This window comes from Ralstonia sp. TCR112, assembly GCF_007997035.1.
In the GTDB taxonomy this organism is placed as follows: Bacteria; Pseudomonadota; Gammaproteobacteria; order Burkholderiales; family Burkholderiaceae; genus Ralstonia; species Ralstonia edaphi.
In genome coordinates this window covers 37,501-61,179 of record NZ_VOSS01000084.1, presented here as the reverse complement: position 1 = coordinate 61,179, position 23,679 = coordinate 37,501, and the positions used below count along the sequence as shown (strand labels likewise).

Sequence of the window (23,679 nt, the reverse complement as noted above, 5' to 3'; positions counted from 1 at the left end):
ATGAGCGTGTCGCCGGCGTTCACGTGGGTGTTGGTCCACGTGGTTGAATCGCCATCTGCATTCCCTCTGCTGCCCGAGGCGTTTGCGGTAAAGGCGATGCCGCTTTGCGAGCCGAGGCTGATGGACACGCCCACGCCGGCGCTGGCTCCACTGTTGTTGGAATGCTGACTGCTCGTGCTCTTCGCTGCCTGCAGATTGACGTCGCCATCTGCGGCAAGCAATGTGTTCTTGCCTGACGAGATCGTGCTTCCAATGACGTTGATGTTGCTGTCTTTGCCTGCCCCCGACGCAGCGATGGTGACATTCCCACCTGCAGAAACCGTACTCCCTACGGCCGTGCTCGACTGCATTTGCGATTGACTGTCACTCTTGCTGGCGCCAAGGGAGATGTTGATACCGACACTGGTGGCTGCCTTGACCGGATCACCACCGACGGCATCGTAGGCGTTCTTAGCGGCCAGCCCGGTCGTGGCCGCTGCCAATGCCAGAAGACGCGGATCTCCATCGACATGCTTAGCAGCCTCGGCCATTTGCTGGCCGGTCTGAATGGCCGAGATGACCGGGTTGGTGATGCCCACCGTGACGCCTGCCTGCCGGAAGCGTTGACGCTCTGCGTCTGCTGTTGTGTCGTAAGCGGAATCGATGGTGACAGTCTTGCCGGCCATGGCCAGATCCTTGCCCGCATGGATGACGCTGCCGGTGACATGGGCATCGTTACCAGCTGAAATGGTCAGATTGCCGTCGAGCGAGCCGACCATGCTGCCGTTGTGCGTCACCTGGCTCGACTGCTGGTCGGCGGATTGAGACCGCGAGCCAATCGACACGGACATACCCCCACCACTGAGAAAGCCCGATTCCTTTCGCTCTGTGCTGCTGCTCGACTGGCTGGTGTTCTGCGACGTCGTGATGCTGACATCGCGAGCGGCAGCCAGCGTCACATCATTCGTCCCGACCACATTGCTACCGCGCACCGTCAGATCATTGCCGGCCTGCACACGCACGGCATCGCCCGACACGGTGCTGCTCACCCCAATATTGGCGTTGGAAGTGGCCTCACTGCGCACCGACTTCGACGACAACAACCCCCGGCTCGCATCAAAATCGAACCTGGCTGCATCGTGTTGTTCACGCGCTTCGCCAATCGTCACGTCGCGGTCGGCGACGATGGTGATGCCGCCTGCAGAAGGTGCCTTGGCCTTGGTCTCGCTGAGGTCAACCGGCATGATCGTCATCCGGCCCGGTACAGTGGGTGTGTCCGAGGCCAGTGACTTTTCATCGGCCTCTGGCTGTGCCGTGCCCGCCGTGATGCTGGAGCCGATGATCGATACGTTGCCGCCGCCGTCCGTGCGTGCACTGCCGCCCGCCGATGGCTTGACCGCCGCCAGCGTCACGTTGCCACCGGCGCTCACGTTGCTGCCCACCGTTGTTTCGTCGAGGCGGCTGGCCGTGTGTACGTGGTCGCTGTCTCGCGTGTTCACGTGGTCCATCGACGAGGTGTCGGTGGCATTGCGGATATTCAAGTTGCCCTGGGCCACCGCTGTGATGTCACCCCCGGCCTTGACTTGTGCGCCAACCAGCGTGGTGTCTCGCCCGCTGGCCATCGACATGTTGCCACCCATGTTGACCGACGAGGTCAGGTGCGTCGTGTCTTGCGCGCTTTGGTGCGTCTGTGCGTCGTAGTAATAGCCGGTCGTGGTCGACGCCTTGACCGTATCAACGGTCAGGTCGCGCTCGCTGAAAGGCTCGCATCGCCCTTGGCGGACAGCGTGGCGCCCGCCATCACCACATCGCGCCCGGCCGACATGGCCAGGTCGCCCCGCGACGTGATGGCGCCTGTCTGTCCGATGAGGCTGTTGGTGGACGTGCTGGCACCGGCCTGGGCACGGGCGCCGTCCACATCAACCAGCGTGACGTTGCGGATATCGCGCCCAGCGGCCACGCCCACCGCGTTGCCGGAGATGATGCCGGACGCGTTGACCACGTCCGTGGCCGCCGAGATGACCGTTGTGCCCGCGCTGTCGATGGTGCCGCCACGGTTGACGACGTTGTCTGCCGCCAGATTGACGCGCGTGCCGCCAGCAATGCGGCCGCTGTTGGAGAGATCGCCTGCGGCGTGCAGGTCAATGGCGTCTGCTGTGATGAGCGCGCCCGAGGGCTTCAGGTCGTCTGCACGTGTACGCGCCAGGTAGACCACCGGCGCCAGCACCTTGGTCGTCGTGCCGTCGGGCAGCTTGACCGTCTGCTCCACCATCCAGACGATGTCTTGCGTGAGCGCGGCCATCTGGGTGTCGGTCAGCGCCATGCCGGGCACGAGCGAGAACGACTTCGCCACGTTCGCGCCCGATTCCATCAGCGCGCGATATTCCTCTTCCGCGCTGGCATAGCCTTGCAGGTAACGGCGGCCCGTGAGCTGCGTGATCTGGTCGTTCACCAGCTTCTGTTCGTAGAAGCCGTCACCCAGGCGCTTTTGCGTGGTAGCCGGGTCAATGCCGAGCCGGCCGAGCATGTAGTCGCTCGAAATGAACCGATCCCGGTTGGTGAAACGCGGGTCGCTCTCTACGAGATAGCCGAGGCCAGGGGCGGGGTTGATGTGGAACAGCCCGTTGGTCGGCAACGAGAAATTGGGCAGAGGATTGCTCGGTGTGCCAACGGTGAAGTGAACCCCTCCCGCGTTGACATTACCGGCGGCGCCTCCGGTCATGCCAAGCGCGCCACCCCCTGTGCCGTTCATGCCCACGGCGCTACCGCTGCCGCCGCTCATGCCAACGGTGTTGCCAGCGGCCACGTTCATGCCGATGCTGCCAGCCCCGCCACCGGTCATGCTGGCCCCGCCCGCGGTGCTGCCGCTCGGTGCTGTTGTGCCCGCGTTGGCACCCAGCGTGTTGCCGCCCCCTGCAACGGATGAATTGGCCGCGGACACATTCGTGTTCGTCAGGCTACCGATGCTGCCCGTCAGCCGCGTGCCTGCGGAAATTGTGCCGCGCAGTTCGCCCGTCACCTCGCTAGTAACGCGGGTTGGTTGCGCGAGTTGGCTGGTCTCGTTGTAGTCGTCGTCATGGCGATACAACGACCATTCCGACACCGTGGTCGTCCGGCCGAACGTGCGGCGACGTTGCTGATGACGCTTGTGCCGATCGTGCTGCCATCGGCCACGCCGCCCGTTTGCACGGCCGCACCGAACTGCATGACGTTGCCCGCAGCCACCGTGCTGTAGTTGTTGAACAGTCGCATGCCATCGGCAAACAACATGTTGTTGCCTGCCAGCAGGCGTCCCTCCGGCGTGGCAGAGAGCAGACGGTCTTGCGTGATGGTCGTGGTGGTGTGGCGCTCGTATTCCATGTGAACGTGATCGCTCCATGGGACGTAGTACGGGCGCTCGTCGAGCGGGTTGATGTTGACGTTTGGGTTGTAGCCGCCGTCGTAGTACTTGATGGTGTAGTTTGTTGTCCCGTTTGCGCCCGGCGCTTGGCTGATCGACTCATAGTAGATCGATGTGCCGTCGGCAAAGTTAATCTTCTTAGCGGCGGTGTCGACCGACCGCACCGCCGGATACACCGTGTCTTGCGTTTGCCAGCCGCTATCGGGAACAAATGAACCGGGGATATTCGTGGTGACGGTGGTGGGTCCTCCATCGGAGACCGTGAGGTTCGCGGTTTGGTACGCCGCTCCACACCCGCGCGCCATTGCGTATCCGTAGCCGTTCGCGCAGAACCAGTATTTCTCGCGTTTCTTCTTCACCTCTTCCGTGCTGCTCACCGGGTCGGTGGTGAACTGCACATTGGCGCGGCGGTTCTGCACATCCGCCGCGGCCACCTCAAGGTTCTGATCGGCCTCGATGGTGGAGCCCTCATTGACGACACTCTGCGTCTTGTTGACGAGCCGGCCGTTGCCATCGCGCATGCCGTCTGCAGCGATGTTCATGTTGCCCAGGCTGTAGAGCGTCGCCCCATTGGTGTTGGTGAGCGACTGCCGCGCGTACACGTTGAGTGTGTCCACTGCCGCTGCGATGGCGGCAGCGCCATCGTTGCTGATCTGGCGCGCCGATAGCGTGACCGCGTTGCCGATGATCGTGCCCGTATTGGCCAGCGTGTCGCTGGTGGTATTGACGGTGTTGCCCTCCAGGCGTCCGCTGTTGGCAATGATGCCGGCCGCGCTGAGCGTCGTGGTATCGGCGTTGAAGTGTCCGGCGTTGACGATGTGCGTCGCACCTGCGGTGAGGTTGCGCACTGCCAGCAGCTCGCCCTGGTTGCTGAACGTACCGGTGGTGTTGAAGGCCAGATCCCGATTTGCCTGGATTACGTTGCCTGCAACGTTGGTGTAATCGCCTTGCAACGCGATGGCTGCATCCTGTCCGGCGACGATGCGGCCCGCTCCGCCGACGGTTTGAGCATTCAGTGACAGATTGCCGTCCGACAGGATTCGCCCGCCGGTGTTCGTGAGCACGCCGGCCATCGCGGCCTGCACATTGCCGCCCGAGCGCGCCGTGTTGCCGATCTGCCCGCGCGTGTTGTCAAGCGTTGCCACGTTCAGCACGATGTTGCCCGACGCCTGGATTGCGCCATCGGTGTTGTTCAGCGCCGTGCCGGCCTGGTTGAGCGTCAGCCCCGTGCTGCCGACAAGCTTGCCGCCAGCGTTGCTCAGACTCTGGTCGATGTTCAGGTCGAGCGCCTGCCCCGCGAGCACCTGACCGCCCGCGGTGTTGGCCAGCCGATGCGCGGTGAGTGTCACTGCACCGTTGCCGCCCAGCGTGCCCATGCCGGCAACGCCGCCCGCATTGCTGTTCAGGATCTGCGCACCGCCGTCGACGTTGGTGTCCCCTGTGCCGGCGTTGGAGATGCGGCCGGCCGTGTTGTCGATGGAGGCGGCCCTGACGTCCAGCACGGCGGTGGCGCCGTTGGTCTCGATCCGGCCGCCGGTGTTGTCAAGTGCACCCGTGGCACGAGCTTGCACTGCACGGTTTGCCGAAAGCGTACCGCTCCGGTTGACCACGGAATTGGCGGACTGCACCGCCAGCATGTCGCCGGAGGACACGGTGCCATCGCTGTTGTCTACGTTGCCCGCCGCAACCGTGACCAGTCCATTGCCGGCGATGAGCCCGCGTGCGGTGTTCGACAGCGTTTGCGTGGCCGAAACCGTGAGCGCTTCGGTGCCGAGGTTCTGCACCGTGCCGCCCGCGTTGGACACCGTATTGGCGGAAACCGTGGTGCCGTGAGAAGCATCGATCAGCCCGCCATCATTTGTGAGCGCGCCGCCCGCGGTGGCTTGCAACGTGTCTGCCGACAGGGTTCCGGCGGTGTTGTCGAGGTCCGCGTCTGCACGCACCGTGGCTTGACCGATGGCGCTGACCATGCCGCCATGGTTGGCAAGCGACGCTGCATGCAGATCCAGCGTGCCATTGGTCTGCAGTTTGCCGTTGACGTTGGAAAGGGCGCCGGCCTGTACTTTGAACTGCCCAGTGCCGGCGTGGACGAGCGCGCCGCCGTCGTTCGTCAACGCAGCGGCGGTGACGTTGGCATTGGCGCCTGCGCTCTGCACCCGGCCGGCAGTGTTGTCGAGCGTGCCCGCTACGTTGATGGCTGTTTGCCCCGCCGCAGACACCACGCCGTCGCGGTTGACCAGGGATGCTGCATTCAGGCCGAGCGTACCGCTGCTTCGCAGCGTGCCGCCGGTGTTGTCCAGGGCTTGGGTGGCCTGCACGGTTGCCGCTGCACCGGAAGATATGACACCGCTCCGGTTGTCGATCGGCCCCGCCTGCAAGTCCAGGGTGCCGTTGGTCTGCAGTGCGCCGCCCGTGTTCGAGACGGCCCCTGCCTGGACGCTGAGCGTGCCTGTGCCGATATGGGCGATGGCACCTCCGTCGTTGGTGAACGTGGCGGCATGCAGGCTTGCATCGGTACCGGCGCTTTCCATGCGGCCACGGGTGTTGTCCAGTGCGCCTGTGATGTTGACGCTGCTTTGGCCGGCCGCAGATACCAGGCCATGCTGGTTGTTGAGCGACGCTGCGCGCAAGTCCAGCGCGCCGCCGGTTTGCAACACACCGCCCGTGCTATCCACCGCCTGGTCTACATGAACCGTAGCAGCGCCGGCGGCCGAAATGGTTCCAGCCTGATTGCCGAGCGCCGCGGACTGCAGATTAAGCGCGCCGTTGGTCTGCAACTTGCCGCCCGCGTTCGACAGCGTTCCGGTTTGTACATTCAGTGTGCCGCTGCCTACATGCGCCAGCTCACCGCCGTCGTTGGTGAGCGATCCGGCATTGACGGTGGCATCTGCGCCGCCGCTTTCCATGCGTCCGCCGGTGTTGTCGAGCGCGCCCATAACATTGATCGTGCTACGCCCTGCGGAAGAGACCAACCCCTGCTGGTTGCTGAGCGAGATGGCGAGCAGGTCGAGCTTGCCGCGGGTTTGCAGCGTGCCGCCGTTGTTGTTCAGAGCTTGGGCAATGCGCACGGTTGCCGGGCCGGAGGCCCACACCGTGCCAGCCTGGTTGCCAAACGATGTGGCCTGCAGATCCAGTGCGCCGTTGGTCTGCACCTTGCCGCCTGCATTGGACAGCATGCCGGTTTGCACGTTGAAGGTGCCAGCGCCGATATGGGCGAGCGTGCCACCGTCGTTGGTCAATGACGCGGCAGTGATGGTGGCATCGGCGCCCCCGCTTTCGATTCGGCCAGCTGCGTTGTCCAGTACATGCGTGGCTGCAACGGTTGCCTGGCCGCCCGCAGACACCAGACCACCCTGATTGGTAACGGTCCGCGCTTGCAGATCGAGCGCTCCATCGGTTTGCAGGGTGCCGTTGCTGTTGTCGAGCGTTTCATCGGCGAGCACATTCGCCTGCACGGCTGCAGAAACTGTCCCGCCCTGATTGCGGAGGGATGCGGCATGCAGATCCAGTCTCCCATTGGTCTGCAACGTACCGCCGGCATTGGAAAGCGCGCCGGTTTGAAGGCTCAGCGCGCCCGTGCCCACGTGGGCGAGCGCACCTCCGTCGTTGGTGAACGAGCCGGCGTTGATGAGCGCGTTGGCGCCAGCGCTTTCCACGCGGCCGGCCGTGTTGTCCAGCGCCCCGGCAACGTTGATCGTGCTCTGCCCGGCGGAAGACACCAGACCATGCTGGTTGACGAGTGAGCCCGCATGCATGTCGAGGCTGGCGTTGGTGCGCAGCGTGCCGCCGCTGTTATCCAGGGCCTGATCGGCCTGAATCGTTGCTTGCCCGATGGAGGAGATGACGCCGTGATTGCTGCCAGACACCGTGTGCAGGTCCAGCGTGCCGTTCGTCTGCAGCTTGCCACCGGTGTTCGACAGGGCGCCCGTGCGCACCGTCAACGCGCCGGTGCCCGCGTGAGCCACGGCACCTCCGTCGTTGGTGAGGGCCCCGGCAGTGATGCTGGCATTGGAGCCGGCGTTTTCCATGCGGCCGGACGTATTGTCCAAGGCGCCGGTCACGGCAATCGTGGTTTGCCCAGCGGCCGACACAAGGCCGTTCCCGTTTGTCAGGGTGCCCGCTTGCAGGTTGAGGCTGCCATCGGCATGCAGCGTGCCGCCCGTGCTGTCCAACGCCGAGTCTGCCCGCACGGTGGCATCTTGCGCAGCGGAAATCGTGCCGCCCTGGTTGGCCAACGTGGTCGCATGCAGGTCCAGCGCGCCATTGGTCTGCAACTTGCCATTGGCGTTCGATAGGGCACCCGTCTGCAGGCTCAGGGAACCGTTGCCTGCGTGGCCCAGCGTGCCGCCATCATTGACGAGAGATGCTGCGGTGACTGCGGTGTCCGTGGCGGCGGTTTCCAGTTTGCCGCCCGTGTTGTCGATGGTGCCCGATACGTTCACGCTGGTGGCGCCGCTACCGCTTTGCGACAGGGTACCGCCGCGGTTGGACAGCCCGCCAGCGGTAACTGCCAGCAGGCTGGCCGCAACCGTGCCGCCGTCGTTGCGGACCGTTCCGCCTGCACTGAACGTAGCGCTGCCGCCGGCTTGCAGATTGCCACCGGTGTGGTCGATGTCACCTTGCGTGGCCGTGGCATTCACGTTGGCGCCGGTACTCGTGCGCGCACCGGCAAGGCTCACGCTGGCGCCGGATACGTTGATGTCGCTGGTGGCGAAGTTCTGGCCGTTCAGGCTGGTCATGCCGGTGGCCGTGGCGTTGAGCGTCTTGCCCGCGTTGGCCGCGGCGCCGTTGGCGTCCACGCCCGCAGCCAGCGTGCCGGACGATTGCACCTGCTGGCCCGAGACGGAGACGTTGCCGAGCGCAGCCACCGTGCCCGCGTTTGTGGTCGCGCCGCCTGATGTGAGCTCCACGTTTTGCTGACCGTATAGCGTGCCAGTGTTAGCGACGCCTTGTGCACCGCCCACACGCAGCGCGCCGGTGGCATTGATGGTGCCGGCCAGCGTGACGCGACCAGCGCTGTCAATGGCCAGGTCACCGGCCTGCGCCGCGATGGTGCCTGCGCTGTTGACGCCCACGCCGGATTCCGTGCCGATCAGCTTGATCTTGCCGGCGTACAGGCCCCCGAGGTTGCCCACGTCGATGGCCACTGTCGGACGGTTGGCGTCGCTGGCGATCACCTGCACGCCCAGGTCGGCATAGTTGACGGTGTTGGTGCCGGCCACGACGTTCGCGTTGTTGGCCCACAGCTTGCCGTTGACCTGCACGGATCGCGCGATCAGATCCACCTGGTCCAGATTGCTGGCGTTCAGGCCATTGCCCTGGACCTGGATCGAGCCGCCCGTGACGCGAAACGCGTCAAGGCTGCCGCCGATGCCCATGATCGGTGTACCTGTGGTGAGCGTGAAGCGGTCGCTGTTGATCACGCCGCAGCCATCGCACGCCAGGCCGTTGGGGTTGGCGATTACCACCTGTGCGCGTTGCCCGGCCACCTCCAGATAGCCCCGCAGGCTCGACGCCTGGTTGCCAGTGACCTCGTTCAGGATGATGCGTGCCGAGCCGCCCGCGAGGTTCGGGTTGCCGGCAACGTAACCAGCCAACTGTGTCTGCGTGAGCGTTTGCGCGTTGTTGAGAATGGCGCCGCCCGGGCCGGTATTGAACTGCTGATACTGGTTGCGTGACACGCCTGCCGCAGACGGCGCCGTGATCTGCACGATGGGCGTCCCGTTAGCCGCCTGGTCGATGGTTGGACGGTGCGCGCCGGCGTTAGGATCTGCAACGATTTGCGCATACGGCGTCAGATGAAACGCACCCAGTACCGCCGCCACACTCACTGCCCCGGGTCGCAACCGGAACGTGCCAGACACGCCGCGTTCGCCGGTGCGTCCCTTGCCGTGCTGCGTTGAGGAAACGGTTTCCGCTACGGCCATCAATGCGCCGCGTACACGATTGAAAACAATACGATAGAGGTGCTTGTTCATGGGGAAACCGCGTCAGTATTGGTAGGTGAGCGAGAAACCGGCGGCCGGCGCGCGCGTAGTGAAACCTTCGGGCTTATGGAGCGCCCAGCCGAGGAACACGTCGTAGAAGAGGCCGCGGAACGGGCTGCCGCGCAGGCCGATGGCCGACCCCACCAGCGTTCTGCCCGCGAGTGCGTTGGCACTGGGGCCTGCGACTGTGCCCGCATCCAGGCCCACGTACACGCTGTGTCCGGAGTTGCCGATCGGCGCTTCGAGCTCGTTGCGCCAGTAGGCGCCGCGCTCGGCAGCCAGGGTGAGTTCGCCATCAAAGCCGCGCACGGTCCATCGGTTGCCGATGGAGAGAAAATCCGCAGCGAAGAGGGCACCCTTTGAGAATTGTCCGCGCACGGTGGCCGTGTAACGCAGTGGAAGGCCGTCCTTCGCCATCGTTGTGGGCAGCGGCAGCGTGAACGGCACCGTGAATACCGCATCGAGGGTGGTGATGCGGTAGAGGAACTTGTCGCGTTCGCCCGGGGCGCTCGGATCAAAGCGGTTCAGTTCGGATTGGCCGCCCATCCATGGCACACCAAAGCGCCATGCGGCGTTCAGGTCCAGCTGCGCGGGGCCGAAGTAGTGCTTGTGCAGCCAGCCGATCTCGCCAAAGGTCGTGGCGCGCTGCTGAACGCCAATTGCCGTGTCGTCGATATAGGCGTGGTTCCATCGGCGCACCAAACGCAGTTGCAGCGAGTTCTTCTGCACGCGATCGCGCTGGAAGAGGTACTGCGCGCGTACTTCCAAATTCTTGGAGTTGCCGGCAGAGACGAATGATTCGTTGGCCCCCGCGATCTGCTGGAAGTAGTTGTATGCGCCAGCCGACAGCGTGAAAGTCCAATATCCCCAAGGCACCGAATAGTAGGCATTGGCTCCCTTGGTGCCGCGGTCGTGCTCGTTGACGTTCAGGTCGTGCACCACCCCGACGTTGAGCAGATCGTTCAGGCCGAGCGGGTTATCCAATGCGGCGCTCACATTGCCTTGCAGCTTGCCGGAACTCTTTGAGCCGCTGTCGTCCACTGACGCGATGACCTTCCAGGGACGGCTCCGGGCGACCTTGATGACGACGTCGGATTCTCCGGGAAGCTCGCCGGGAACGATCTCCATATCGACATCTTGGGTCGTGACCCGCTTCATCTGCTCCAGTCCCTGCTCGAGGTCACGCAGGTTGAGCAGTTCACCAGCGCCCGTAGGGAAGGCACTGCGCCAGGTGCCCCAGATGGACTCATCCGCAAAGCGAATACGGCGAATTACGCCTGGAAAGAGGGCGATCTTTAGCGTGCCGCTGGACAGATCCTGCTCGGGTACTGCAACACGCGTGGTCGTGTATCCGCGCTCCAGCAGCATCCCCGAGGCGCGATGCACGATGAGGTTCAATCCCTTCGGGCCGATGCAGCGGCTGGCGTACGCGTCCAGTGCGTCTTGCAGGAACCGAAAAGGGTCCTGGGGGAGTTGGCTAGCGCCGATGGCACGTATTGCCCCAGGGAGCGCTGTGGGAACGAACACCGAAACGCGTTCGATCTTGAAGCAGGGTTGCTCCGCCGGCAGCGAGCTTGTTTTCAAGTCGGCGGCCGCACCGCGTTCCAGTGAAACGTTTGGCACGGCCTGCTGGCGAGCGCGCTCATTGGCGTCTTCGATGGCACGCTCACGTTGTAACTGGGTGTCCAACGGCGTGGTCCGCAATGGCTCCGCTGGCGTCTGAGCGAGCCCGAGCGCTGAGTATCCAGCCAGCATTCCGATCGCCATCCGGATGACATATGTGCCACAGCGGTGGGCCGGCGTGCGAACGAACGCCACGCTGCCGGCAGCGTTCTCCCTGATTCCCCAAACTTGCATTTTGTATTTTTCCGGGCACAGCACCACCATCCGAACGACATGAACCTGCGTTCGGGCAGAACGTTGCGACGGAGTCTAATGGATGACTGAGACGCGACCCCGGCGGTCTACACAATGTGACGAACGGGGGCGGCGCGGATTATAGGCATGGCGCGAATGGCGTCCCGCTTGAAATACGTCGATACAACAGTCACTAATTTGAAAGTCAGAATTAAAGGACGCTAATTTGACCGCAAAGCCTTACCGGTGTGGGATTTCAGGGCCCGTCAATCGAGTTCGTGCTGGGTCCCCTCTCTAGAGGGGGACGTGGGTTTGACCGCGATGACACAATCCTCAAAAAAGGGAATCGCTCGGATAGGATGCCGAAGCGATCGGCTCCATCAAAAGGAAATTCATGCAAGGAAGTTGGATTGCGATATCAGCGGCGCGCGCGCGGATGCATCGCCTGTACGGCGTGCGCGGCTGGCTCGTGACACTGCTGTGGCTGAACACGCTGCCGGCGCTGGCGATCGTGCTGGCGATGGGCATGATGCTCACGCTCGGCGACGCCAATGGCGGACCGGCGCGGGCGGCACCGGCGCTTGCTGGGCTCGTCTTTCCGCTGGGGCTCGTCACCGTGGCTTTCCTGCGCCTGCGCTGGTTTCCGATGGTGTGGCTCGGATACGGCGTGCTCCAGCTTCTGGCCACGCTGGCCATGAGCGGCGGAATCCACGCGTGGACGACACAAGCCTCCGGCGGCACGGCAGGGCGCATGCCGATCATGCTGTTGCTGGCGGCGGAGGTCCTGCTGCTCATCGGTACGGCAGCGTACATCTGGTTTTCGCGCCGCGTGCGCGTGACCTATCGGCATGAGGTGCGGCTGACCGATCCTGCTGCAGCGCCGGCTGTGTTCGACAAGCCCGCCCCCAATGAAACGCCCTCTGACGCCACCGATCACGCACGCGAACGCGCCGCCCTGCGGCGCGTTGCCCAGGAACTGAGTTCCGGCGTGCTAGACACCCGAACCTGGATGCACGTCATGCGGCATCACGCCGATGCCACCGACGGCACCCGCACGGCGGCCTATGTGCGTGCGCGCATGTCAGAGCTGTGTCCGCCGGCGCATGTGCATCCGCCGGTCGTGCGCACGTTGTCGACGGGGCTGGGCGCGCTGCTGGTCAGCCTGATCGCAGCGGGTGCGCTGATGGCGGCGGTGATTGCGCTGGCGCTGCGCGTGCCTGGCGAGGGCACCGAGCTGCTTGAACTGCTCGTTGCCGTGGCGCTCACGCTGAGCTGGCTCGGTGGCCTCTTTGTTGGCGCGGGCTTCCTGCGCCGCGTTGCCTGACGCCTATCGCGTGGCCATCGGCGCGGCTGCGGCCTGGTTCCAATCGCCGCCCACCGCCTTGACGAGGAACACGCTCGTCGTCATTTGCTGGCCCAGAATCTGCACCGCCGTGCGCTGGTTGTTCAACAGCGACTGCTGCGCGGTGATCACGTCCAACGACGTTGCCAAGCCGCCCTCATAGCGTGCGCTAGCAATGTCGTAGACCTTGCGGGCGCTTTCCACGGCATGGCGCGCCTGGCTTGCGGCACGGTCCAGCGATTGCAGCCCGGCCAGACCATCTTCGACTTCCTGCAGCGCGCCCAGCACCGTCTGGCGGTAGTTGGCGATCGCACCTTGGTAGGCCGCGTTGGCAATGTCCACACGCGCCCGCGTGCGGCCGGCGTCAAACACCGTCTGCGCGATCTGCGTGCCGAACGACCACAGCAGCGTCGGCGCAGAAAACAGCAGCGCCAGATCGCGGCTTTCCCAACCGGCGCCGCCGTTGAGCATCACGCTCGGGAAGAACGCAGCGCGTGCCACACCGACTTGCGCATTGGCGGCAGCGGCCCCGCGTTCAGCGCCGCCACGTCGGGCCGGCGTTCGATGACGTCGGACGGCAGCGCCACCGGAATCTGCGGCGCCGTGCCCTTGAGCGGCGTCGGCTCGATGTGAAAAGCGGGTGCAGGTGTGCCGACCAATGTGGCCAGCGCGTGCTCGTACTGCGCGCGTTGCTTGGTCAGCAGTTCGGCCTGCGTGGCGGTGCTGTCGACGAGCGCCTGTTGCTGCGCCAGGTCGAGCCCCGATGCCACGCCGTCCTGATGCCGTGAGGTGACGAAATCGAGCGCCTTGCGCTGCAGCGCCAGCCCTTCCTGCACCACGGCGATTTCCGCGTCGGTCTCGCGCAGGTTGTACCAGGTGGTGGCGACCTGCGCGGCCAGCAGCAGGCGGAAGTTCTCGACGTTGGCTCCGGCCTGCTCTTCGCTCGCCGCCGCGTTGGCGACGGTGTTGCGCACGCGGCCGAACAGATCGGCTTCGTAACTCGCGTCGGCGCGCAGCACGAAATCGCTCTGGATGGTCGACATGGTCGGGCTGGTGTACGACGAGAGCGGTCGCTCCGACGACGTGCGCGTGCGCGTGTCGTTGTTGGTGGCCGTGATGGTCGGCAGCAGGCTGGCGCGTGCCACGCGCGTCTGCGCCTGTGCCTGCTCCAGGTTCGACAGCGCGACCTTGAGCGACTGGTTGTGCGCCAGCGCCTGCGTGATCAGCCTGTCGAGCTGCGGATCGTTGAAGCGCTGCCACCACGGGCCTTTGGGCGTTGCATCGGCGGGCTGCGCGGCGCGCCACGGTGCTTCGGTCTGCCAGTGCGCCGGCACGTCCATGGCGGGGCGCTCGTAGGTCGGCGCGAGCGAGCAACCGGCCAGCGAGACGATCAGCGAGGCCGCCAGCGCGGTGGTGTGCAGCCGCGTCATGATGCGTGCGGCGCCGATGCCCCCGGTGCCGATGCGGGTGCGGGCGTGACGATGGTCACTGCCTCGCCTTGCTCGATCGAATCGGCCGGGTTCAGGATCAGCGCGTCCGTCGCCTTCAGGCCAGACACGATTTCCACCGTGCGGCCGTAGTCGCGCCCGATGGTGACGGGGCGCAGGTCGGCGCGGCCGTTTTCTGCGACGGCGATGCGCGGGCCTTCCTTGCGGAAGAGCAGCGTGTTCGTCGGCACGAGATAGGTGCCCTGCGCGTTGGCGCCCGCATCGTCGCCGGACGATTTGCCCTTGATGGCGACCTGCACATACGCACCCGGCAGCAGGCGGCCGTCCTTGTTGGGCAGCTGCACTTCCACCTGCATGGTGCGTGTGGCGGCGTCGATGGCGCCGGAGGCGCGCGCGATGGTGCCATGGAAGGTCTGGCCCGGCAACTCGGCCAGCGTCACGGCCACGTCCTGGCCGACCTTCACCTGCTGCGAATACGCCTGCGGCACATACAGGTAGATGCGCAGCGGATCGGTCTGCGCCAGCGTGAACAGCTCCCGGTTGGCGCCCGCATTGCCGGCGTTGACCAGCGTGCCGACGTCGACATTGCGCTTGGTCACCACGCCTGCAAACGGCGCCACCACGCGGCGGAAGCCTTGCAGCTCCTGCAAGCGGCGCACGTTGGCTTCGGCCGCGGCCAGGTCGGCCTGGGCCTGGTTGGCGGCGCTGGTGCGCTCGTCCAGTTCCTGTTGCGAGACGGCGTCTTTCTGGCGCAGGTTCTGCCAGCGCGTAAGCGAGGTCTGCGCCAGCGCCTTGCGTGCCGCAGCCTGGTTGCGCGTGGCCTGCGCCTGGTTCAGTTCCTGGTCGACTTCGGGCGTGTCGAGCAGCGCCAGCACTTCGCCCTTGTCGGCGTGGGCGCCGATGTCCTTGAACCAGCGCAGCACATAGCCGCTCGTGCGGGCATAGATGGGCGATTCAACGTAGCCCTGCAGCGTGCCCGGCAGCGTCAGCTCGCGGTTGGCGCTGGCCGGTTTGGGGGCGACGGTGGTGACGTAGCGACTGGTCTGCGCGTTCACCTGGCGCTCCAGCGCGTGCGCGTTGTAGTAGCGGCTGACCAGCGTGCGGGCAGCGCCCAGTGCCAGCAGAACCACGACGACGATCACGACCCAGCGTGCGCGGCGCATGGCGGGGCCGCGGTCCACCTGTTCAATCGGGTCGACGGTGACGACGTGGTGCGGCGGGCCGTCCGCAAGGTGGCCAGAATGCGCCCCGGAATGGGCACCGGATGTTTGCTCAGACATGTCCTTCGCTTCCCCGCAAATCGTGACTGCGCCGGGCGGCGCGCCGCTGCAATCTGTTGTGCACGCTGGCAAACACCACCGGAACAAAGAAAAGGGTCGAGACGGTTGCAAACAGCAGACCGCCGATCACCGCGCGCCCCAGCGGCGCGTTCTGTTCTGCGCCTTCGCCCAAGCCCAACGCCATGGGCACCATGCCGATGATCATCGCCAGCGCCGTCATCAGCACCGGGCGCAGGCGGGTGGCGCCGGCTTCCAGCGCGGCCTGCACCGGCGCAATGCCTTCGGCCAATCGCTCGCGCGCGAACGAGATCAACAGAATTGAATTGGCCGTCGCCACGCCCATCGTCATGATTGCCCCCGTGAGCGAGGGCACCGACAGCGTCGTCCCCGTCACGAACAGCATCCAGGCGATGCCCGCCAGCGCCGCGGGCAGTGCGGTCACGATGATGAGCGGGTCGATCCACGACTGGAAGTTCACCACGATCAGCAGGTACACCAGCACGATCGCCATGACGAGGCCGAGCCCCAAGCCGAGGAACGACGATTCCATTGTCTTCACCTGACCGCGCACCGTGACCTGCGCGCCGCGCGGCAGTTTCGGGCGGATATCGTCGACGGCCTTCTGCACTTCCTTGGCGACCGCGCCCAGGTCACGGCCCTGCACGGCGGCATAGACGTCCACCACCGGCGTGATGTCGTAGTGCGACACCACTTGCGGCTGCACCGCGGGGCTCACCTGCACGAGGTTGCCCAGCAACTGCGGGCCGCCTGCCTGTGCAGCGCCGCCGCGCGAGCTGGCCACCGGCGTGCGCAGCAGCGCGTCGAGCGAATCGACGCGGTACTGCGGGCTGGTGACGGCTACCTGGTACACCACACCGTTGATCGGGTTGAGCCAGAACGTGGGCGAGGTCTGGAAGCTTGAGCTGAGCGACACGAGCAGGTTCTGCGCCACGTCGCGCCCTTCCAGGCCGACCTGCTGGATGCGCGTGCGGTCCATGTTCAAGGCGAGCGTGGGCTGGTCGAAACGCTGGTGCACATGCGTATCCACCGCGCCAGGAATCTGCTTGATGCGGTTGGCCAGCATGCCCGCAAGCTGCTTGTTGGTGGCCACGTCGGCGCCGGAGAACTGCACGTCGATGGCCGACGGCAAACCAAAGTTCAGGATCTGGCTGACGATGTCTGCAGGCTGGAACGCGAATTCCACGCCCGGAAAGCGCTTCGGCAGTTCTTCGCGCAGGCGGCGGATGTATTCCGCGCTGGGTTTGCGCTCGCCCTCGTGCAGGGCAATCAGGATTTCACCGTCGAGCGTGCCGATGGTGCCCGCGTTGCTGTACGACAGATTGATCCCCGAGTTCGGCACGCCGAGGTTGTCGAGAATCGTCGACAGTTCCTGTTTGGGGATGATGTCGCGGATGGCTGTTTCCACCTCGTCGGCCAGCCGTGCGGTTTCTTCAATCCGCAGGCCCGACGGTGCGCGCATGTGCAGGCGGATCTGTCCGGCATCCACATCGGGGAAGAAGTCACGGCCCAGCACCAGGAACAGCGCGCACGACGCCACGCAGAAGCCCAGGAATGACAGCGCGAATACGCGGCGGCGCTCCAGCAGCCCGCCCAGGATGGCGGCGTAGTTGCCGCGCATGTGTTCGAACTGCGTGTTGAACGCCCGGTAGATGCGGCCGAACGTGCTCGGTTTTGCGTCGGCTTTCCCGGCGTCATGCGGGTGGCCGGTCATGAGCATCATCACCAGCGTCGGCACCAGCGTGCGCGAAAGCACGTATGACGCCAGCATGGCGAAGATTACCGCTTCGGCCATCGGCACGAACAGGTAACGCGCCACGCCCGTGAGGAAGAACATCGGCACGAACACGATGCAGATGCAGATTGTGGACACGAAGGCGGGCACGGCAATTTCGGCGGCGCCATCCAGGATGGCGGTGACGGGCGCCTTGCCTTCGTGCAGGTGGCGCTCGATGTTCTCGATGGTGACGGTGGCGTCGTCCACGAGAATCCCGACCGCCAGCGCCAGGCCGCCGAGCGTCATCAGATTGATGGTTTCGCCGATCAGGTGCAGCACGATGATCGACGAGAGAATCGACAGCGGAATCGACACTGCAATGATGGCCGTGCTGCGCCAGTTGCCGAGGAACAGCAGGATCATGGCCGCCGTCAGGCATGCGGCGATGATCGCCTCGCGGATCACGCCTTCAATGGCCGCCTTCACGAACAGCGACTGATCGAACAGGGGCGTGATCTTCAAGTCTTGAGGCAGCGCGGCGGCCGCGGCCGGCAGGAGCTTGTGGATGTTGTTGACGATATCGAGCGTCGATGCGCCGCCGTTCTTCAGGATGGACAGCAGCACCCCGCGCTGGCCGTCCTGACGCACCACATTCGTCTGCGGCGAGAAACCGTCGCGCACGTGGGCCACGTCGCCCAGGTACAGCGTGGCGCCGTTGCTGGCCCTTACCGGAATCGCATTGAGCGCGGCGATGCTGCCCGGCGTGCCGTTGAGCGTGACGCCGTATTCGGTGGCGTCGATCTTTTGCGTGCCGGCCGGCAGGATCAGGTTCTGCGCGCCTACCGCGTTGACGATGTCGACGGGCGTCAGGCCCTGCGCCAGCAGCTTCTGCGTATCGAGATCGACCGTGATCTGCCGGCTCTTGCCGCCATACGGAAACGGCACCGCGATGCCCGGCACCGTGATCAGGCGCGGGCGCAGGAAGTTCAGCGCCGCATCATTGAGTTCCTGCTCCGACAGCGTGTTGCTCGACAGGCCCAGTTGCAGGATCGGAATGCTCGACGCCGAATACTTGATCACCAGCGGCGGCGTGGTGCCCGGCGGCAACTGCCGCACCTGCGCCTGCGTGCTCGCCACGATCTGCGCGAGCGCGGTCTGGATGTTGGCGTTGGGCTGGAAGAAGACTTTGATGATCGACACGCCGCCCAACGATTGCGACTCGATGTGCTCGATGTCGTTGACGGTCGTCGTCAGGCTGCGCTCGGTGACGGAGACGATGCGGTCGGCCATCTCCTTCGCGGGCAGCCCGTTGTAGTTCCAGATGATGCTCGCGACCGGAATGTCGATTTCCGGGAAGATGTCCGTGGGCGTACGCATGAGCGTAAACGGCGTCGCCAGCAGGATCAGCAGGGCGAGGACGATGAACGTCAGCGGCCTTCGCAGCGCGAGTTGGACAATCCACATGGAGGCGTTTCAGAACCGCGGTGCGTTGATGGAGGGCGACGGTTGTTCGATCCGGCCCGACAGGCAGGGACCAGCCATTCTAGCGCCGGGGGCCGCCGATCAATATGTCGCTTTGATCTGACTTTATTACATTGCATAACGGCAACTGCCGTGGCAACTGAAGGGCCCCGCTCAGCGCAGATTGCGCCCGCATTGCAGCAGCAGATCGTGCAGCAATGCCGCGTGCGCAGCGTCGATTCCTTGCAGCATTTCCTGCTCGAGCCGGCTGACGGCCTCGTCGCACAGCGCCAGCAAGGCGAGCGCTTCGTCGGTCAACCCGAGCATGACGATGCGGCCGTGCGTTGGGTCGGGCGTGCGCGTCACCCAGCCGCGGGCTTCCATCGCCTTCACCACTTCATTGGCCGACTGCGGCGACATGAACGAGCGCTCCGCCAGTTGCGCGTTCGACAGGCTGCCGCGCGCGTGCAGCACAGACAGCGCCGTGAATTGCGGCACCGTCAGCCCGTGCGGGGCGAGCGCTTCGCCCAGGCGGCGCTTGACGATGCGATCGGTGCGGCCGATCAGGTAGGGCAGTCGTGCAGACGTTGCGGGTGCGCCGTCTTGTGCGGGCTGAGGTGTGTTGCGTTTGGTTCGTGTGGCCGCCATGGATGTGAGTGGGTGTGCACCTATGCAGATGCGCACATTCTGCTACGTGTCGTTCGGATCAGGGTTTACGGCAATGATAATCTCCTTGTTATATCAGGCTACCTGATATTAAATTGGCACCAAGCTGAGACGCGCCGCACACAAGACGGCGGGCATCTCAAGCAGCCGACAGATCAAGGAGACGGAAATGGCTGATTACCAAGGGCGCTGGCAAACCGTGGACGTAAAGGTGGACCAGGGCATTGCATGGGTGACGTTCAACCGCCCCGAGAAGCGCAATGCCATGAGCCCGACGCTCAACTCGGACATGATCCAGGTGCTCGAAGCGCTGGAGCTGGATGCCGATGCCAAGGTGCTGGTACTGACCGGCGCGGGCGATGCGTGGACGGCGGGCATGGATTTGAAGGAGTACTTCCGCGAAGTTGACGCCGGCCCGGAAATCCTGCAGGAGAAGATCCGGCGCGATGCCTGCCAGTGGCAATGGAAGCTGCTGCGCATGTATGCCAAGCCGACCATCGCGATGGTCAACGGCTGGTGCTTCGGCGGCGGGTTCTCGCCGCTGGTGGCGTGCGATCTGGCGATTGCGGCGGACGAGGCCACCTTCGGCCTGTCGGAAATCAACTGGGGCATTCCGCCGGGCAACCTCGTCAGCAAGGCGATGGCCGATACCGTGGGCCATCGCCAGGCGCTCTACTACATCATGACCGGTGAGACCTTCACCGGTCAGCAGGCTGCCGCCATGGGCCTCGTCAACGAGAGCGTGCCGCGTGCCCACCTGCGTGCGCGCACCGTGGCACTGGCCGAGAAGCTGCTGGAGAAGAACCCCGTGGTGCTGCGCGCCGCCAAGCACGGCTTCAAGCGCAGCCGCGAGCTGACATGGGAGCAGAACGAGGATTATCTGTACGCCAAGCTCGACCAGGCCACGCTGCGCGATCCGGAGGGCGGCCGCGAGCAGGGCCTCAAGCAGTTCCTGGACGACAAGTCGATCAAGCCAGGCCTGCAAGCCTACAAGCGCGCCTGATCTGGTCCGCTCACGCCAACGCCCCCGGAGACGAACCCATGCCTGAGGTGACTCAGCTTGTGACCCTGCTGATCGGCGGTGAAAGCCGGCCAGCTGCCAGCGGTGCCACCTTCGAGCGCCGCAATCCCGTCAACGACGCAGTCGCATCGCGCGCGGCGGCGGCCACGCTGGAAGATGCCGACGCCGCTGTGCAGGCTGCCGCTGATGCGTTCCCCGCGTGGGCGGCCTTGGCGCCGGGCGAGCGCCGCAAGCGGCTGCTCAAAGCGGCCGACTTGATGGACCAGCACACCGACGCCTTCATCCGCGCCGGCGCGGCGGAGACCGGCGCCAGCCCCAACTGGATCGGCTTCAACGTCATGCTGGCGGCCAACATGCTGCGCGAAGCTGCCTCCATGACCACGCAGATCGACGGCAGCGTCATCCCGTCGGACGTACCGGGCAACTTTGCGATGGCCGTGCGCCAGCCTTGCGGTGTGGTGCTCGGCATTGCACCGTGGAACGCGCCGGTGATCCTGGGCACGCGCGCGCTGGCCATGCCGCTGGCATGCGGCAACACGGTCGTGCTCAAGGCGTCGGAACTGTGCCCGGGCGTGCATCGGCTGATCGGCACCGTGCTGCAGGAGGCGGGCCTGGGCGATGGCGTGGTGAACGTGGTGACCAACGCGCCGGCCGATGCCGCCGAGGTGGTGGAGCGCCTGATCGCGCATCCGGCCGTGCGCCGCGTGAACTTCACGGGCTCGACGCATGTGGGGCGCATCATTGCGCAGCACGCGGCGCGGCACCTGAAGCCTGCGCTGCTGGAGCTGGGCGGCAAGGCGCCGGTGCTGGTGCTGGACGATGCCGACCTGGATGCCGCGGTGGACGCGATTGCGTTTGGCGCATTCTTCAACCAGGGGCAGATCTGCATGTCGACCGAACGCGTCATTGTCGATCGCAAGATTGCCGATGCCCTCGTCGACAAGCTGGCCGCCAAGGCGCGCACGCTGCGCGCAGGTGACCCGACTGACGCGACCGCGCAACTGGGCGCGATGGTGAGCGTAGATGCAGCCAGGCGCGTGCAGGCGCTGGTGGAAGATGCCCGCGCGCACGGCGCTGCGCTGCCCGTCGGCTTGCACATGGATGGCGCCATCGTGCAGCCGGCCATCGTGGATGGCGTGACGCCCGCCATGCGGCTGTACAACGAGGAATCGTTCGGCCCCGTGGTGACGGTGGCGCGCGTGGATGGCGATGAAGAGGCGATTCGCCTGGCCAATGACAGCGAATACGGTTTGTCGGCCGCCGTGTTCAGCCGCGATGTGTCGCGCGCGATGCGGGTTGCGCAGCGTATCGAATCGGGCATCTGCCACATCAACGGCCCCACCGTGCACGACGAGGCACAGATGCCGTTTGGCGGCGTGAAGAGCAGCGGCTACGGCCGGTTTGGCGGCAAGGCGTCGATTGCGGAATTTACCGAACTGCGCTGGATCACCTTGCAGAATACGCCGCGCCACTATCCGATTTAACCGATCTGAAGTTCGGCAGCCGCCCACCACAACCATAAAACGGGCGGCGCATTCAGGAGACAAGACGTGAATCACGTCGAAATGCAGGCTCAGGGCCCGCAGGTTCAAACCGGGCATCACACGCCGCCCCCGGCAGGTGTGCCCGATCACCCCTACAGGCAGGTTGCCGTGAGCGATGCGCCTGCGCGTTGCGAGATGGACGCGCGCGACCGCGGTGTCTGGCACGTGCGTAATACCGAAGCGCTGGCAGAACATCCGGCGCGCATGACCGACTGCCTGGTCGCGGGCGCGCAGCGCCACCCGGATCGCGTGCTGGCTGCACGTCGCGGGCCGGACGGCGCATGGATCAAGCTGACCTATCGCGAGATGCTGGAGCGCGCACGCGCCATTGGCCAGGCGCTGCTGGATCGCGGCGTCTCCACCGAGCGCCCGCTGGCGATCCTGTCCGGCAACGATCTTGAGCACTTGCAGCTGGCGCTGGGCGCCATGTGGGCGGGTGTGCCGTACGCGCCGGTGTCGCCGCCGTATGCATTGGTGTCGACGGATTTCGGCAAGCTGCGCCACGTGTTTGACGTGCTGACGCCGGGGCTCGTCTATGCCGCCGATGGCGCGGCCTTTGCCAACGCCATCAGCGCGGTGGTGCCGCCCGGCGTGGAGGTCATCACGCGCGACGGCGTATTGCCCGGGCGCAGCGCCACCGCCTTCGACACGCTGCTGCACACGCTCGTGACCACGGCAGACGCCGCGCAGGCCGCAACCGGCCCCGATACGCTGGTCAAGGTGCTGTTCACCTCGGGCTCGACGCGCGCGCCCAAGGCCGTGCCGACCACGCACCGCATGCTGTGCAGCAATCAGCAGATGCTGCGCCAGACCATTCCCGAATTCGCCAAGGAGCCGCCGGTGCTGGTGGATTGGCTGCCGTGGAACCACACGTTCGGCGGCAGCCACAACGTCGGCATCGTGCTCTACAACGGCGGCACGCTATACATCGACGACGGCCGGCCCGTGCCCGGCAAATTCGACGAGACCCTGCGCAACCTGCACGAGATCGCACCCACTGCGTATTTCAATGTGCCCAAGGGGTGGGAAGAACTCGCGCTGGCGCTGGAGCGGGACCCGGCGCTGCGCGAGACCTTCTTCTCCCGCGTGAAGCTCTACTTCTTTGGCGGTGCAGGACTGTCGCAAGAGGCCTGGGACCGGCTGGAGCGCGTGACCGGCCAGCACTGCGGCGAACGCATCCGCATCATGGCCGGCCTGGGCATGACAGAGACGTCGCCGTGCTGCCTGTTCACGACCCGGCCGATCATGCGTTCGGGCTATGTCGGCACGCCGGCGCCGGGCTGCGAACTCAAGCTCGTGCCCGTGGGCGACAAGCTGGAGGCGCGCTTTCGCGGGCCGCACGTCATGCGTGGCTACTGGCGCCTGGGGGAAGAGCCTGCCGCACCGGTCTTCGATGAAGACGGCTACTACTGCAGCGGCGACGCGCTGCGTTTCTACGACGCCGACCACCCCGAAAAAGGCCTCGTCTTCGATGGCCGCATCGCGGAGGACTTCAAGCTCAGCTCCGGCACGTTCGTCAGCGTGGGCCCATTGCGTGCACGTGTGATTGCCGCAGGCGCGCCGTATGTGCAGGACGTGGTGATTGCCGGCATGAACCGTGACGACATCGGCTTGCTGGTGTTCCCGCAGATGGAGCGATGCCGGCGGCTCTCTGGCCTGCCCGCCAGCGCCAGCACAGCCGAAGTGCTGGCCGCCCCTGCCGTGCGCGCCGCATTTGCCGCACTGCTGCACGAACTGAACGCCACGGCCACCGGCAGCGCGACGCGCGTGGCGCGGCTGCTGTTGCTCGACGTGCCGCCATCGCTTGACCGCGGCGAGGTCACCGACAAGGGCACGCTCAACCAGCGCGCCGTGCTGGCCCACCGTGCCGAGCAGGTCGACACGCTGTATCGCGATGGCGATCCCGCGGTGATCCGCGCGGGCTGATTCCAACGCAGCAATCCGACCAACCGGCAAAGA

Annotated in this window: 11 protein-coding genes and 2 pseudogenes; 4 read left to right on the top strand and 9 right to left on the bottom strand. The window is 65.4% G+C overall.

The features are described 5' to 3' along the window. The 5 genes and pseudogenes from FUT88_RS19655 to FUT88_RS19640 all read right to left on the bottom strand — a co-directional run. On the bottom strand, positions 1 to 1,232 hold a 1,232-nt coding region (locus tag FUT88_RS19655), incomplete at its 3' end, for a hemagglutinin repeat-containing protein (protein ID WP_261797224.1). A gap of 306 nt (positions 1,233 to 1,538) precedes the next feature. Next, a pseudogene (locus tag FUT88_RS26865) lies at positions 1,539 to 1,637 on the bottom strand (hemagglutinin repeat-containing protein); the annotation flags it as partial. Positions 1,638 to 1,720: 83 nt separating this feature from the next. Next, entirely contained in the window at positions 1,721 to 3,082 is a 1,362-nt protein-coding gene (locus FUT88_RS19650; RefSeq protein ID WP_186829344.1) for an S-layer family protein, read from the bottom strand. Beyond that, on the bottom strand, positions 2,995 to 9,357 hold the full coding sequence (locus FUT88_RS19645; protein WP_147217626.1) for a filamentous hemagglutinin N-terminal domain-containing protein: 6,363 nt from the start codon (positions 9,355 to 9,357) through the stop codon (positions 2,995 to 2,997). The genes FUT88_RS19650 and FUT88_RS19645 overlap by 88 nt, the downstream gene beginning before the upstream one ends. Positions 9,358 to 9,369: 12 nt before the next feature. Then, a complete protein-coding gene (locus FUT88_RS19640; protein WP_261797223.1) occupies positions 9,370 to 11,253 on the bottom strand; it encodes a ShlB/FhaC/HecB family hemolysin secretion/activation protein in 1,884 nt (627 codons plus the stop codon). Positions 11,254 to 11,617: 364 nt separating this feature from the next. Here FUT88_RS19640 and FUT88_RS19635 point away from each other — a divergent pair, with 364 nt between their 5' ends. After that, positions 11,618 to 12,547: a hypothetical protein gene (locus FUT88_RS19635; RefSeq protein ID WP_147217624.1), complete on the top strand. Its 930-nt coding sequence runs from the start codon at positions 11,618 to 11,620 to the stop codon at positions 12,545 to 12,547. Positions 12,548 to 12,550: 3 nt separating this feature from the next. Here FUT88_RS19635 and FUT88_RS19630 read toward each other — a convergent pair. From FUT88_RS19630 to FUT88_RS19615, 4 genes and pseudogenes are all read right to left on the bottom strand, one after another. Further along, positions 12,551 to 13,995 (bottom strand): annotated as a pseudogene (locus FUT88_RS19630) (efflux transporter outer membrane subunit). Then, complete coding sequence (locus FUT88_RS19625; protein ID WP_147217622.1) at positions 13,992 to 15,293, bottom strand: efflux RND transporter periplasmic adaptor subunit; 1,302 nt, start codon at positions 15,291 to 15,293, stop codon at positions 13,992 to 13,994. Before FUT88_RS19625 ends, FUT88_RS19630 begins: the two are co-directional and overlap by 4 nt. Further along, positions 15,286 to 18,492 carry an efflux RND transporter permease subunit gene (locus tag FUT88_RS19620; RefSeq protein ID WP_147217620.1) on the bottom strand — a complete coding sequence of 1,069 codons (3,207 nt, stop codon included), beginning with the start codon at positions 18,490 to 18,492 and terminating at the stop codon, positions 15,286 to 15,288. Before FUT88_RS19620 ends, FUT88_RS19625 begins: the two co-directional genes overlap by 8 nt. Positions 18,493 to 18,663: 171 nt before the next feature. Then, positions 18,664 to 19,137, bottom strand: coding sequence for a MarR family winged helix-turn-helix transcriptional regulator (locus FUT88_RS19615; RefSeq protein ID WP_147217618.1), 474 nt, complete (start codon positions 19,135 to 19,137; stop codon positions 18,664 to 18,666). A 187-nt stretch (positions 19,138 to 19,324) separates the two neighbouring features. On the opposite strand from FUT88_RS19615, the gene FUT88_RS19610 reads away from it, so the two are divergent. The 3 genes from FUT88_RS19610 (at position 19,325) to FUT88_RS19600 (ending at position 23,646) form a co-directional block, all read left to right on the top strand. Further along, a complete protein-coding gene (locus tag FUT88_RS19610; RefSeq protein ID WP_027679713.1) occupies positions 19,325 to 20,158 on the top strand; it encodes a p-hydroxycinnamoyl CoA hydratase/lyase in 834 nt (277 codons plus the stop codon). A gap of 38 nt (positions 20,159 to 20,196) precedes the next feature. Beyond that, positions 20,197 to 21,660, top strand: coding sequence for an aldehyde dehydrogenase (locus tag FUT88_RS19605; protein WP_147217616.1), 1,464 nt, complete (start codon positions 20,197 to 20,199; stop codon positions 21,658 to 21,660). An 81-nt stretch (positions 21,661 to 21,741) separates the two neighbouring features. Then, a complete protein-coding gene (locus FUT88_RS19600; protein ID WP_147217632.1) occupies positions 21,742 to 23,646 on the top strand; it encodes a feruloyl-CoA synthase in 1,905 nt (634 codons plus the stop codon). Positions 23,647 to 23,679: the final 33 nt, after the last annotated feature.